Annotated in this window: 15 protein-coding genes; 6 read left to right on the top strand and 9 right to left on the bottom strand. The window is 48.8% G+C overall.

Features of this window, described 5'->3' with window-relative positions; all coding sequences use genetic code 11:
* The first annotated feature begins 133 nt into the window (after positions 1-133).
* Positions 134-1,156, top strand: coding sequence for an STAS domain-containing protein (locus AUC31_RS02760; RefSeq protein WP_058381478.1), 1,023 nt, complete (start codon positions 134-136; stop codon positions 1,154-1,156).
* A 19-nt stretch (positions 1,157-1,175) separates the two neighbouring features.
* On the opposite strand, the gene AUC31_RS02755 is transcribed toward AUC31_RS02760, so the two are convergent.
* The gene (locus AUC31_RS02755; protein WP_058381479.1) at positions 1,176-1,538 is read right to left on the bottom strand and encodes a DUF3784 domain-containing protein; all 363 of its coding nucleotides are present in this window, start codon (positions 1,536-1,538) and stop codon (positions 1,176-1,178) included.
* Positions 1,539-2,071: 533 nt separating this feature from the next.
* Complete coding sequence (locus AUC31_RS02750; protein ID WP_058381480.1) at positions 2,072-2,806, bottom strand: phosphatase PAP2 family protein; 735 nt, start codon at positions 2,804-2,806, stop codon at positions 2,072-2,074.
* A 180-nt stretch (positions 2,807-2,986) separates the two neighbouring features.
* On the opposite strand from AUC31_RS02750, the gene AUC31_RS02745 reads away from it, so the two are divergent.
* Entirely contained in the window at positions 2,987-3,493 is a 507-nt protein-coding gene (locus AUC31_RS02745) for a TlpA family protein disulfide reductase (protein WP_058381481.1), read from the top strand.
* Between the two features lie 16 nt (positions 3,494-3,509).
* A complete protein-coding gene (gene msrB / locus AUC31_RS02740) occupies positions 3,510-4,619 on the top strand; it encodes a peptide-methionine (R)-S-oxide reductase MsrB (RefSeq protein ID WP_058381482.1) in 1,110 nt (369 codons plus the stop codon).
* Between the two features lie 66 nt (positions 4,620-4,685).
* On the opposite strand, the gene AUC31_RS02735 is transcribed toward msrB, so the two are convergent.
* The 5 genes from AUC31_RS02735 to ilvA form a co-directional block, all read right to left on the bottom strand.
* The gene (locus AUC31_RS02735; RefSeq protein ID WP_058381483.1) at positions 4,686-4,919 is read right to left on the bottom strand and encodes a hypothetical protein; all 234 of its coding nucleotides are present in this window, start codon (positions 4,917-4,919) and stop codon (positions 4,686-4,688) included.
* Positions 4,894-5,049, bottom strand: a complete 156-nt coding sequence (locus tag AUC31_RS17650) for a hypothetical protein (protein ID WP_157073451.1) — start codon at positions 5,047-5,049, stop codon at positions 4,894-4,896. The genes AUC31_RS02735 and AUC31_RS17650 overlap by 26 nt, the downstream gene beginning before the upstream one ends.
* Before the next feature lie 29 nt (positions 5,050-5,078).
* Positions 5,079-5,291, bottom strand: a complete 213-nt coding sequence (locus AUC31_RS02730) for a hypothetical protein (RefSeq protein WP_058381484.1) — start codon at positions 5,289-5,291, stop codon at positions 5,079-5,081.
* Positions 5,292-5,324: 33 nt separating this feature from the next.
* On the bottom strand, positions 5,325-5,681 hold the full coding sequence (locus AUC31_RS02725; protein WP_058381485.1) for a hypothetical protein: 357 nt from the start codon (positions 5,679-5,681) through the stop codon (positions 5,325-5,327).
* Between the two features lie 457 nt (positions 5,682-6,138).
* The gene (gene ilvA, locus AUC31_RS02720) at positions 6,139-7,425 is read right to left on the bottom strand and encodes a threonine ammonia-lyase IlvA (RefSeq protein WP_058381486.1); all 1,287 of its coding nucleotides are present in this window, start codon (positions 7,423-7,425) and stop codon (positions 6,139-6,141) included.
* 205 nt (positions 7,426-7,630) lie between these two features.
* On the opposite strand from ilvA, the gene AUC31_RS02715 reads away from it, so the two are divergent.
* The 3 genes from AUC31_RS02715 to AUC31_RS17645 all read left to right on the top strand — a co-directional run bounded on the left by AUC31_RS02715 (position 7,631) and on the right by AUC31_RS17645 (position 10,534).
* Entirely contained in the window at positions 7,631-8,554 is a 924-nt protein-coding gene (locus tag AUC31_RS02715) for an oxidoreductase (RefSeq protein ID WP_058381487.1), read from the top strand.
* Between the two features lie 111 nt (positions 8,555-8,665).
* Positions 8,666-9,553 (top strand): fructose bisphosphate aldolase, encoded by an 888-nt coding sequence (locus AUC31_RS02710; RefSeq protein ID WP_058381488.1) that lies wholly within the window; start codon positions 8,666-8,668, stop codon positions 9,551-9,553.
* Positions 9,554-10,363: 810 nt separating this feature from the next.
* The gene (locus AUC31_RS17645) at positions 10,364-10,534 is read left to right on the top strand and encodes a hypothetical protein (protein ID WP_157073450.1); all 171 of its coding nucleotides are present in this window, start codon (positions 10,364-10,366) and stop codon (positions 10,532-10,534) included.
* A gap of 51 nt (positions 10,535-10,585) precedes the next feature.
* Here AUC31_RS17645 and AUC31_RS02705 read toward each other — a convergent pair whose 3' ends face one another.
* Positions 10,586-11,068: a YehS family protein gene (locus AUC31_RS02705; protein ID WP_058381489.1), complete on the bottom strand. Its 483-nt coding sequence runs from the start codon at positions 11,066-11,068 to the stop codon at positions 10,586-10,588.
* Positions 11,069-11,156: 88 nt separating this feature from the next.
* Positions 11,157-12,710 (bottom strand): class I adenylate-forming enzyme family protein, encoded by a 1,554-nt coding sequence (locus AUC31_RS02700; RefSeq protein ID WP_058381490.1) that lies wholly within the window; start codon positions 12,708-12,710, stop codon positions 11,157-11,159.
* Positions 12,711-12,834: the final 124 nt, after the last annotated feature.

Here is a 12,834-nt window from a genome sequence, read left to right as displayed (position 1 = left end):
CTATTCCAGGTTTTTTTTATTTTTACCGCAAAGCTCTTTTGGTTCGATGCATATTTCCTGCGTACTGAGGGAATACTGAAACAACTGCCATCATATGGCAATGCTCGTATAGAATGAAGTGGAGGACACAGCCATGAAAAAAGAAATCACAGTCGGCGCAGCCGAGTTGAAATGGGATTTGGAAACCGGGGAAGTGCTATTTGACGGCGGCGATGTCGTCTTTTTCTGGACTTCTGCTATGGAAACCTTTTTCGATACCATCCGGGAAATCAGCGGCACCGAAGCGACCGACCTGGTACTTGAGACCACAGGGTTCAGGCAAGGAATCGTTGTTGGAGAAGGCTTCCGGGAACTGAAGAATATCGATGCCAGCAATGTTGTTGAATGGATTTCCAATACGTATGCCCCGGCCGGCTGGGGCAAGGTGGAAATTGTCGAGATGGACATCGAGCAATACACGTTCACGATGCATATACAGGATGATTGGGAATTTAAAATGAACCAATTGAACCGCAAAGGCACCAAAGGAATTTTTGTTCCTTCTCATTATGCTGGTGTCTTGACGGGATTATTCGGACAGAATTTCTGGTACCGCACCATTCGCTACCAAAACGATGAACAGCCTTATAGCATCGTGGAATATTATCCATCGGACGTCAATGTTCAACAAAATATTCGAGAACTGGCAAGGCGTCAAGAAGGCCAACAAATTCGCCAGCTTGAAGAGATGGTCGATGAAAAGACCGAGATGCTCCGTAAACTGGTGCGTGAACTTTCTTCCCCTGTCATTCCGGTTCTTGAAGGAATCATCGTCGTGCCGATGATCGGAAGCTACGACGAAGACCGGACAGAAGACCTGATCAACAACACATTAAATGAACTGCCAAGACATAAGGCAGAATTTTTGCTGCTCGACCTGACTGGATTGAACCGCCACATTTCGGAGCACACAGCGCAATTAATCGACAAATTGGCAGCAGCCGCACGCCTGCTCGGCACTGAGACAATTCTGGTCGGCGTCTCACCAGAACTTGCCATGATCATTACACGGACCATGCAGGACCTGTCAAAATTCGAAACTTTGCAGAGCCTGCAGCACGGCATTTATTATGCGCTCGGCCGGAGCGGACGTTCCATCAGCCAAAAAAACAAGTGAAACGAGAAGTTGTCTCGTTTCACTTGTTTTTTTCATGCCTTCTGGCAGGCAACGGTTTCAAAAATCGCCCGCCTGTATTCATATAAATCAAAGCCGCTCCGGTAAATCCAAGAAATAGGGCAACACCGATATAAAACATCCAACTTTTCTCAAGCAACATCCCGACAAGCCAAAACAGCATGGTGAATGCCAACACGAATAGCAATTTCCCGATAAAACGAGCCATCGCCGGGCCATCGTATTTCGCTTTTTCTTCTTTCGCCATCGTGTTATAGCCCGCGATTAAAAAGGTTCCTTTGCCTTGCAGCATATAAAGCCCAAGGAGGATCATCATAACCGCCACACCGCCGATGGCCAATGCTCCCGTTTTCATTTCATCCATTCAATCCCCGCCTTGCCGCTTGAATTCCTTCTTCTTATTTTTCATTCGGCAAGGACTCAGAAATTCCTTTTCAGGCATGAGAAAATCCCGCACCCGTCTTCCCTGTGCAGGATTTTCTGTCAACCGATTCCACATTTTCCGTTAATGTGTCCAATTTTTGAATGAGAATACCATCCCGATGATGACAACAGCTATCCCGCCGAAAATGAGCATGGGCAACAGCCCGACAATGTCGGTCATCTCAAGGGCACCTCCTTTTTTCTAATCATACGCCCATATTCATAAAAACGCCACAAAATTGTTTGATTTTTCAGTCACTATCGGTTGCGCTGTCTACTGAATAAAACTAAGATGACAATAAGGGCTGCCAGTATGGCAATCACTGCCATTAAGCTGATTGGGATCCCGAAATTCATCTGTTATTCACCTGCCCTCCTGTGTGGGATAAGAGAATTTAGCATGAATGAATCACCAGCTCCATCAATAATACTCAGCTAGTAAAAAAGCCGCCGGCAAAACCAGCAGCCACCTGTTTATAATTTATCGATAACGGCCCGGTAAACCGGCGCCAAGACTTTGCGCAAAGCAGCAACCGGCGGCACCGGGCTTCTCTGCTGCCATTGGATCCACTCGAGCGCCACCAGGCTCAACACAAGCCAGATGGTACCAGCGATATAGCCTGCGATAACATCACTTGGAAAATGCGCGCCAAGGTAAATCCGGCTGATGCCGATCAGCACGATCAGCACACTGAGCCCGAAAACCGATGCCCATTGCAACCACGGTGCCTGTCTGGTCCGAATAACCAAATAAATAAGAAATCCGTAGAAAATCAGCGAACCCATCGAATGGCCGCTCGGGAAACTATAGCCGACCGCATCGATCGTTTCGTTGATGCTTGGCCGCTCCCGGCTAAAGAAGTGCTTCAACAGCACCGTTAACAGTGAACCGCCGCCGACAGCCACTAAATAAAACAAGACGCCCCATTTGTCGCGCATTTTGACACCCAAGACCCATAAGACGCCAAGCGACATCAATACCAAAAACCAGACAGACCCAAGTTCAGTAATGACGAACATCGCCGTATCCATCCAGCTGCTGCTGATCGTTCCCAGCAATTGAATGATGACTGCATCGAACACAGCCAATTCCTGATCGAGCATTTCATCCGCCAGTTCGGCAAACAGCATGATGAACAATGCCGAAAGCCCAAGACCCACAAGAAGCACAATGAAAGCAAAGCCTGATAATTTCGTTTCTCTATCCATCTAACCGCTCCTATACTTTTACTTACCGTCAGTTTACCCGACTTTGCCGATAAGTATGCCGTGTCCTTTCAGTTCCGTGGTTCAAAGGCCTCTATTTGGGGAATAACTCAAATAGATAGCAATTCCAGCAAGAAAACGCCAAATTCTTGCTCATTGCCCCCACCTGGAAGGATGATCACCATGAAACTACCACTCCGGCTGCTTATGTTAGCTGCCCTCCTGCTCACTTTCACTTCCTGCTCGGAAGCGTTATCGGAAAACCGCGGCCCCGCGGCACCTGATTTTGCATTGCCTGACCTCAACGGCACAGTTCACCACCTCACAGACTACGAAGGCGAAAAAGTCTATCTATTCTTTTGGGCATCCTGGTGCTCGATTTGCCTTTCCGGATTGAACGAACTGGAAGAATTGGCCGAAAGCGATAAAGACTTCACGATCCTCACCATCATCTCCCCCGGAACATACGCGGAACGAAATGCCAATGAGTTCAAAGCCTGGTTCTCGACCATCGACCATGACGGCGATTTCATCGTCCTTCTCGATGATGGAGGAGAGGTATTCGGGCAATTTGAAATGGAGGCCTATCCTAGCTCTGCCTGGATCAACTCCGCTGGGAGAATTACCGAACAACGCACCGGACACGTGACCAATGATGAAATACTCGAATTGATGAATTCGATTCGCTAGAAAGGCGGAACCACTGATGAAACAATATTTTCTACCCCTGCTCTTATTATTGCTGTTAGCGGGCTGTTCAAGCGAAGCAGTTACCGACTCTACTACCGCCTCCTCTTCTTCTTCGGAATCACGCTTTCCCGATAATCCCAACGAAGAGCTGGAATTCGATACCGAAAACCTGGAAGACATTTGGTTTGCCGGTGGCTGTTTCTGGGGCGTTGAAGCCTATATGGCACGCATCTACGGCGTCTATGAAGTGACGTCCGGCTATGCAGGCGGAACGATTGAAGACCCGACTTACGAAGAAGTGCTGACAGGCGATACTGGCTATGCCGAAACTGTCCATTTGCGCTATGACCCGGAACGCGTTTCGCTCGAGGAGCTGCTCGACCGTTATTTCCTGATCATCGACCCGACACTCGTCGACCAGCAAGGCAATGATCGCGGCAACCAATACCGGACCGCAATTTTCTATGACGACCCATCCGCTGTGGCGGCAATCGATGAAGCCATTGCCGATGAGCAGAAAAAATACGATAAGCCGATTGTTACCGAAGTCGAGCCGATGACAAATTATTATCTCGCGGAAAACTACCATCAAGACTACTTGGAGAAAAATCCAGATGGCTATTGCCATGTTGATTTCACAAGCTTAGAAGACCAGGAAGTTCCGCAATTGATCGATCCGGCTGATTATCCGAAACCGGATGAAGAAGAAATCCGTGAGATGCTGACGGATGAACAATACCGCGTCACACAGGAAGACGGAACGGAGACTGCGTTCGATAATGAATACGATGGCTTTTACGAGCCTGGCATCTATGTCGACATTGTCACAGGCGAACCGCTCTTTTCTTCCAAAGATAAATACGATTCCAAGACCGGCTGGCCGAGCTTTACGAAGCCAATCGACCCGGCAGTCGTCACTGAGCACGACGATCTTTCCCTGTTCGGCATGCAGACCGAAATCAGGAGCCGTGCTGGCGATAGCCATTTGGGGCATGTCTTTGAAGACGGGCCTGAAGATGCAGGCGGTTTACGCTATTGCATGAACAGTGCAGCACTGCGTTTTGTGCCGCTCGAAGAGATGGAAACGCAAGGCTACGGATACTTGACGGACAAAGTAACTGAATGAGCACAATCATAAAAGCCGGAAACCCATTTGAATGGGCTTCCGGCTTTTTCGATACACAATTTCGGTTTATTGGCTTTCGGCGCGCTTCACTAAGCGGCGTTCCAAAATGCCTTCGACGATCATGAAATTCTCGTGGCATTTCGGGCGGTACCGGCCTTTAGCAATGCCTTCGATCGTCAAACTGCTGACGCCATATTTCATGCCTAAGTGTTCCGCGGGAAATTCTTCAATATGATAGAAATACAAGATGCTGTAGACGGCCTCATCGCTGAGCCTATTTAACTCGTGTGCTGTTGTCATAGCGTTCGACCTCCCCATCAGGATGCTGCCGGGTGCGCTCGATTTTATATTGTTGATACCCTTTAATAAAGCGCTCATAGCTGGCTGCAAAAGCAGCGCTGATTTTTTTCATCTCGTTGTGGTTTCCCATATTGAACACTCCCATCAAAAGTATACCGCTCAGTAAGTTTCCACCAAATATTTTTCAATCCGGTTGAATCCCCTGTAGCAATCTCTTCTCACATGGCCCGACAGCAAATCCTCCAAAGACTCAGCGCTGATATGAAAGCGCTGGGCCAACTCTTTAGTTTCATAGCCTTTCACTTTCCACAAGTACAGGATCAGGTAAATGTCTTCATCGCCCAGTTTAATCAGGTCACTCCGACTATCCATTGAAACTACCGCCTTCCACTTGGTTTGGATTGTTTACGCTGGCTGTTCCAGGCAGCCAATCGCTGAACTCAGCCTTGAAACGAATACTTTCGGTGACTCATGGCAACGGATCCGTACCCAAAACCCGTTTTCATGGGGTTCAGCTGTCTGCAGGTAGTCGATCGGCAGCGGCATTGGGTGGGTGACAAGCGCCTGGATAAAAACAGGCAGCTCTTCGTGGCTCATCCAAACATCCACTTGATTGATGGCTGTACCGTCGTTATCGTAGCCGAGAAACCGGATCGTCCCTCCTGCAGTCCCATTGCCGATTCGGGTGCTGCTTTTTACTGATGATTGTGATTCTTGCCAAGCGTTCCCCAACGGCTTAACAAGTTCTCCCCTTTCTTCCATAACGTTCTCTCCCTTTTTTCCGTACTAAAAAAAGCACCGGAACAGACTCCTCTATCCAGAGGAGAATTCTTCCGGCGCTGTGCACAGCACTATAGTCTGTCACATTCAACCAAAGTTTAAGTTTCCAGTTGCACAGAACCGGCAATCCCCGTTCTCTGCCGCATCCGAAAGCAGCCATCCACTTCACTCGATGCACTTGCTTATAAAGCGCTAACCGAAATGGGAATTCATAGTTTGTATAAGATGACGTGATAGTATCAGCCTACAATATTTCACATTTCTTGTAAACCCTAAATTACTGAATATTTAAATTAATATTTTATTATCATCTTTCTGTTTATTATTGATAAAATATACTTTCCTTTAGTCTATGCAAATCAAATGAGCCGCTACTTGCTGGGGAATGAAAAAACTGCGCCGCCCGCTTAAAAACGCAGCAGGCAGCACAGCCATCAAATTAGATCAGCAAATTGAAAAGCAATGAATCGTTATTGATGTCTTTATACGGGAACCCATTTTGCGCCATGCGTTCAACGAGCGGCCCGTAATCTGCCGGGTCTTTCAATTCGATCCCCACCAAGACGGGTCCGTGTTCCCGGTTATTTCGTTTTGTGTACTCGAAGTGGGTGATGTCATCCTGTTCACCAAGCACGTCTCCCATGAACTTCCGGAGAGCACCCGCACGCTGCGGGAAGGTCACGATGAAATAATGCTTCAAGCCTTCATAGATTAAAGATTTTTCTTTGATTTCCTGCATGCGTTCGATATCGTTATTGCCGCCGCTGACGACGCAGACGACATTTTTCCCGCGGATCTCTTCCCGGTAAAAGTCGAGTGCCGCTACCGATAAGGCACCGGCCGGCTCTGCGACGATGGCATTTTCGTTGTACAGCTCAAGGATGGTCGTACATACTTTGCCTTCTGGGACCGGCACGATGTCATCCAGCACTTTTTGGCAGATCGCCATCGATAAATCCCCGACTTGCTTGACCGCCGCCCCGTCGACAAAGGTATCGATCGTATCCAGACGCGTCACTTGTCCTTCCTTAAGGGAAGCTTTCATGCTCGCCGCGCCTTCCGGTTCGACGCCGATCAGTTTCGTTGCAGGAGAAACACCTTTCAAATATGTTCCGACACCAGATGCCAATCCCCCGCCGCCGATTGCGCAGAACATATAATCGACCGGTTCCTGCATATCATTGAGCACTTCGACTGCGACTGTTCCTTGCCCTGCGATCACAGCTTCCGTATTGAATGGATGGACGAAGGTCTTGCCTTCTTCCGAACAGACTTCCATCGCTGCCGCAAAGGCATCATCAAAGCTATCGCCGATTAAGACGACTTCTACATACTCGCCGCCAAAGCGTTTCACTTGAGAGACTTTCTGGCTCGGTGTCGTAAGCGGCATGAAGATCTTTCCTTCGATGCCGAGCGCCTTGCAGGAATATGCAACGCCTTGCGCATGGTTGCCGGCGCTCGCGCAGACGACGCCTTTGGATCGTTCGGATTCGGTCATGCTGCGGATGAAATTATAGGCGCCGCGCAATTTGAACGACCGGACCACTTGCTGGTCTTCGCGCTTCAAAAAGACATTGCAGCCATAGCGTGCCGAAAGAATCTCGTTGCGCTGTAAGGGCGTCCGGATGATGACATCCTTCAGCGCCTGATTGGCGACCATAATATCGGCCACGGTCACCTCTTTAGCAACGACTTCCCTTTCCAGCTCTGTGATGTTTTTTGCCATCTGATTCACCCTCTTCATTTTGATTATTGAATTACTCTAACACATCAGCGGGCTTTGTTGTGTAAAAATTTAGACAATTTGATGATCTTTTCACAAGATTTTCGGTTTTTCTTAAATGAATGCGGTTTCAATTTTCAAATGGGGTAAACTAGATAGAAAAAGAAGCTTGACGCAGCATTTATTTTAATGAAGGGGAGATGATTTTTTGGAAGATGTTCATCATAAAATCGCTATTATCACTGGCGGCAATAGCGGCATCGGATGGGAAGCCGCCAATATGCTTGCCGGCCGGGGCTTCTCGATTCTGCTGGCAGTCCGCGATTTGGTCAAAGGCGAAAACGCCAAACGGGAGATCCTCGATTACCATCCGGAAGCGACGGTTGCCGTTTTGAAGCTCGACTTGGCCGATCTCGCCAGCGTCCGCCATTTTGCGGACAGCTACAAAAAGCATTTCCGTTCACTCGATTTACTGGTCAATAATGCAGGGATCATGATGCCGCCTTACGGAAAAACGAAAGACGGCTTTGAATTGCAGTTCGGCAGCAATTACCTCGGCCATTTTGCGTTGACCGCCCACCTTCTGCCGCTGCTCGCGAAAACTTCAGGCTCGCGCGTCATCACGATCGGCAGCCTCGCCCATAACCGCGGCGCGATCGATTTCGATAATCTTGACGGCTCGAAAGGCTATCGTCCGAAAAAATTCTACAACCAAAGCAAGCTCGCCAATATGCTGTTTGCGATGGAACTCGACCGGCGGCTGAAAAAGCACCACATCCAGACGATCAGCGTCGCCTGCCATCCCGGCGTTTCTGCCACTAATATCTTCAAGATCGGCAAATACGATGCACCGGTGTTGCTGAGGGATTTCGCCAACCGCTTTCTCCAGCCGCCGGACATGGGAGCGCTCGCTACCGTCCACGCCGCAACAGAACCGGATCTCACAGGCGGTGAATACATCGGCCCTGCCGGCAAAGGCCGAAGAAAAGGCTATCCCGCACTGGATACGCCTCACCCGACGGCCGTTGACGAAGCACTTGCCAAAAAACTATGGGACGTGGCCGAGCAGATGACAGGCGTCCGCTTCGACTTTGAAACAACCAAAAATCCAGGCGTTTCTATTGAAGATTAACATGCACGACAATTCTGAAATCTTTTTTTGATGAAAAACCCGATTATTGGTACACTTAGCAGGGAACAGGATTAATGCAGTCAAAATTTCTTAATCTAAGGAGCTGAGACGATGAACACAAAACAATTTGAAGTAATGAAAAACGGCAAGGGCTTTATCGCTGCACTCGACCAAAGCGGTGGCAGCACGCCAAAAGCGTTAAAACTTTATGGTGTTAATGAAGATGCTTACTCCAACGAAGATGAAATGTACGACCTGATCCACGAAATGAGAACGCGCGTCATGACGGCCCCATCATTTTCATCGGATTATGTGCTAGGCGCCATCCTATTTGAACAGACGATGGACCGCGAAGTATACGGCAAATACACAAGTAATTATCTATGGGACGCGAAAGGTGTCGTTCCCTTCCTTAAAATCGATAAAGGCTTGGCAGACGAACAGAACGGCGTTCAATTGATGAAGCCGAACCCGAATTTGAACGAGCTGTTGAAACGTGCGGTTGAACGCAATGTCTTCGGCACGAAGATGCGCTCCGTCATCAAAGAACCGAATGCGGAAGGCATCAAGCAAGTCGTCGACCAGCAATTCGAAGTGGCGAAAGAAGTCATCGCCGCAGGACTTGTGCCGATCATCGAGCCAGAAGTCGACATCAACAGCGCAGACAAAGAACGCATCGAGGCCATGCTGAATGATGAAATCCTCAGCCATCTTGATAAGCTTAGCGACGACGAGTACGTCATGTTGAAATTGACGATCCCGACGCTGGCGAATTTCTATAAAGAATTGATCGACCACCCTCGTGTCGTACGGGTTGTGGCATTGTCCGGCGGATATCCGCGCGAGCAGGCGAACCAGAAGCTTGCTGAAAACAAAGGCTTGATTGCCAGCTTCTCACGCGCCCTGTCAGAAGGTTTGAGCGCTGACCAGTCGGATGAAGAGTTCAACACGATGCTCGAGAAGTCCATCAAAGAAATCTATGAAGCATCCATTACGTGATATAAAAAAAGCGCTCCCTTTGTGGTGCGCTTTTTTTCTTATGGATTAAATCAAGACTTTTAATTTTGTGGAGATGTGTGTGGTGGAGATTACGCTCCAAGGGGCACGCTTGCCGAGGGGCGGGTGTTGAGCCAATGTACCGCAAAGAGCGCGGTACATTTGTCTCGCCAGCCCGCGCGGTCCCTCAGGCGTCGGCCCCTTTCCGCTCCATCTCTAGTTTTAGTGAGGAAGACATGTTTTCTTCCATTGGAATTTGCGTCAATAATTTTATATATCCTTCCAAGATGAAAGGTGAAAGTTATAACATCTTTATAATTGCTATATCTAAATAAGCAACATCCACCAGCGGATGAACATAAGAAAAAGAGATGCTTCATCACTAAAAAAATCCAATAAAATGTAAAAGCCGAACCGCGCTCACGGGCGAGCCGAAGCAATGAGACAAGTGTTCTTCTTGGCTCATTGCGGGAGGCCAGCCCAAAGCGGGAGGCGCCTGCTTCATGATGAAATCACCAATGAACAATCTATCTCACTCTCATGCCTAAATAAGCATCATCCACCAGCGGATTTACATGAGAAAAAGATGCTTCATCACTCAAAAGCATAAACGAGATCTATTAGCCGAACCGCGCACAAGGGCGAGCCGGAGCAATGAGACAAGTGTTTTTCTTGACTCATTGCGGGAGGCATGCCCTAAGCGGGAGGCGGCTGCTTGGTGATGGAGTCATCAATGAAGATATCTGCTCGCATACTTATTTAATTATTTTTACTTGTTTCATTTGCGAACACCTACTAAAAAGGAGGAATTGCATGTTATATTTTCTGGTTCCGATCGCTATTGTGGTGGGCCTTGGCTTTATCGTCGACCGCCGGCGCAGAGCTTCTGCCTATTATGACAAGCTGACCCATCCCGACGCCAAGCCCGGCGATAGTGCCAACTACACGATGGGCGACAATCGCTATACGAGCGGCGGCGAATAAGCGCCAAGCAAAAAAGCCGCAGCATCCCAAATCGGGTGCTGCGGCTTTTCGTTATGGACGATAATTGAGCGTGATGCCTTTGAGGAGATTGCGCATGAGCTGGTCGCCCAGTTCCTTGTAGTTTTTATGGCCTTCTTTCCGGAGAAAGGCGCCGAGTTCGCCTTTGGACACGTTGATCCCGGCCAGCTTCCATAAATCGAGCAAGTCTTCGCTCGTCAATTCCAGCGCGATGCGAAGCTTTTTCAAGACCAGGTTGTTAACGTGCTCACCGCTTACTTCGGGCGGGCCGGAGTCGCCGGGTTTCGGTCCGCGGTTGAAAGTAATCAGCCCGTTTAAGAAGCGCTCCAATTGGTCGTTTGCCAATGGGATATTGGCTTCTGCCCCTTCATCGTCGGGTTCCGGCGTTTTCGTTAAAATCAATGGCACATCGAGAGCATCCACTTTCTCGCCGCCGAGTGCGAAAATTTCTTTTACATCGCTATTTTTCAAGTCCAGCGCATAGCGCAGCCGGATCAAAATATCGTTATTGTCCATATGAAAAATCCTCCTGCCATGTTCTATTCAAATCCTGTTCCATCATAACACAGAGAAATGGCGCCCCGGAGCATCAGGGCGCCATTTTTCAGCGTTCGATAAACGTATGGCGGAACCATGTATATTCGCTGATATGCAGTTCGCGCAATTGGTATTTCAAAATCTTGCCTGAAGCATTGCGCGGCAATTCGTCCGCGAACCTGAATTTTTTCGGCGCTTTATGCTGCGGCAAATGCTCAAGCAAGTATTCGGAGAGCGCGACTTCATCGATCGGCGCCCCGTCTTTCGGGACGATGACGACACCGACGATTTCGCCCCATTCTTCTTCCGGAATGCCGACGGTCGCCGCCTCCTGGACTTGCGGATGGCGATTCAACACTTGTTCGATTTCGATGGAATAGATATTATTTCCTGCTGAAATGATGCGGTCGGATTTACGGTCGACAAGCGTAATATAGCCGTCTTCATCGATCGTCGCAAGATCCCCCGTCAACAGCCAGCCGTCCCGGAACGCTTCTTCGGTTTCTTCCGGCATATTGTAATACGATTTCATGATCGTCTCGCCGCGCATGATGAATTCCCCGACTTGGCCAGGCGCGACGTCATTCATTTCCTCATCGACCACACGCACATGGGTCATGTACATCGATTTGCCGCCCGCTCCTTCTTTATGGGCATGCTCGCTTGGCAGCAAATAGACGCCTCCCGGACCCCCTTCAGTGAGGAAGCACAAATTGTAAAATTGTTCGTGGCCGAAGAATTTCATAGCCCGCGCGACAAGGCCATTGGGCATCGGGTCGGTCCCGTACATGCATTTGCGGATTGTGCCCAGATTATAATTTGCGATCTCAGGTGCTTCCATCAACGCATGGTACATATCCGGCATCCCAAAAAATACGCTACAGCCGTCCTGGTGGATTGCGTCCACTACATCTCTCGTCGCGAATTCACGGAGAATGGTTTGTGGGATGCCGAGCATAACCCCGGTCACGAGAAATAGATTAAGTTGGGAAGGATGGAAAAACGGCGCCGCATGAAGCAAGCGGTCATCGTGGTTGACGCCCGTTCCGAGAATGAACGAAGTGCTGACATTGACGATTCGCTGATGGTCGAAAAGCGCTCCCTTTGGCGGGCCGGTCGTGCCCGACGTATAGAGGATTTCTGCATCGTCTTCCGGCAAGATCTCGACTTTCGGCTCCGAGCGGTCATTGTCCAGTGCTTCGTCCCAACTGAGATGGGCTTCAACTTGCGCTTTCGGATAGACGACCACCTGATGCAGCAGGTCGTCCAATTCCTTCGCTTCGGCCACTAAGCTTTCGAATTCATTATCGCAAAACACATAGACTGCATCGGACTGGCCAAATAGATAGCCGGCTTCCTCTGCATTCAGCCTGTAATTGACCGGAACCACGACGCCGCCTGCTTTCAACGCAGCAAAAAACGCAATCACATATGCATCCGAATTCTTCATGAACAGTGCCACTTTATCGCCTTTTGAGATCCCTTCCCGCACCAAGCCGTTCGCCAAACGATTCACTTCCGCGTTCAATTCTTGATACGTATAGGATTTCCCTTCAAAGTTCAATGCCAGTAAATTGGGTTGCCGCGTTGCATTCATCGTCAATGATGTTGTGATGTTCATTCCCATTCCTCCTTTGTTTGTACATGAATCTCCCCTTCTGCCTGATCGGTAGTTCTTCAATATTATAATATTCTGAAAATATAGTCAATATTCCAATAATTGGAAATGAAAAAGACTCTTTTCA

The sequence above is a fragment of the Planococcus rifietoensis genome (assembly GCF_001465795.2).
Taxonomy (GTDB): Bacteria; Bacillota; Bacilli; order Bacillales_A; family Planococcaceae; genus Planococcus; species Planococcus rifietoensis.
This window is presented reverse-complemented; position numbering and strand designations above follow the sequence as displayed.

Bases quoted from the DNA above. Each gene is read 5' to 3' on its own strand.
- AUC31_RS02760 (WP_058381478.1), top strand. From the start codon at position 134: ATGAAAAAAGAAATCACAGTCGGCGCAGCCGAGTTGAAATGGGATTTG.
- AUC31_RS02755 (WP_058381479.1), bottom strand. From the start codon at position 1,538: ATGGATGAAATGAAAACGGGAGCATTGGCCATCGGCGGTGTGGCGGTT.
- AUC31_RS02750 (WP_058381480.1), bottom strand. From the start codon at position 2,806: ATGGATAGAGAAACGAAATTATCAGGCTTTGCTTTCATTGTGCTTCTT.
- AUC31_RS02745 (WP_058381481.1), top strand. From the start codon at position 2,987: ATGAAACTACCACTCCGGCTGCTTATGTTAGCTGCCCTCCTGCTCACT.
- msrB (WP_058381482.1), top strand. From the start codon at position 3,510: ATGAAACAATATTTTCTACCCCTGCTCTTATTATTGCTGTTAGCGGGC.
- AUC31_RS02735 (WP_058381483.1), bottom strand. From the start codon at position 4,919: ATGACAACAGCACACGAGTTAAATAGGCTCAGCGATGAGGCCGTCTAC.
- AUC31_RS17650 (WP_157073451.1), bottom strand. From the start codon at position 5,049: ATGGGAAACCACAACGAGATGAAAAAAATCAGCGCTGCTTTTGCAGCC.
- AUC31_RS02730 (WP_058381484.1), bottom strand. From the start codon at position 5,291: ATGGATAGTCGGAGTGACCTGATTAAACTGGGCGATGAAGACATTTAC.
- AUC31_RS02725 (WP_058381485.1), bottom strand. From the start codon at position 5,681: ATGGAAGAAAGGGGAGAACTTGTTAAGCCGTTGGGGAACGCTTGGCAA.
- ilvA (WP_058381486.1), bottom strand. From the start codon at position 7,425: ATGGCAAAAAACATCACAGAGCTGGAAAGGGAAGTCGTTGCTAAAGAG.
- AUC31_RS02710 (WP_058381488.1), top strand. From the start codon at position 8,666: ATGAACACAAAACAATTTGAAGTAATGAAAAACGGCAAGGGCTTTATC.
- AUC31_RS17645 (WP_157073450.1), top strand. From the start codon at position 10,364: ATGTTATATTTTCTGGTTCCGATCGCTATTGTGGTGGGCCTTGGCTTT.
- AUC31_RS02705 (WP_058381489.1), bottom strand. From the start codon at position 11,068: ATGGACAATAACGATATTTTGATCCGGCTGCGCTATGCGCTGGACTTG.
- AUC31_RS02700 (WP_058381490.1), bottom strand. From the start codon at position 12,710: ATGAACATCACAACATCATTGACGATGAATGCAACGCGGCAACCCAAT.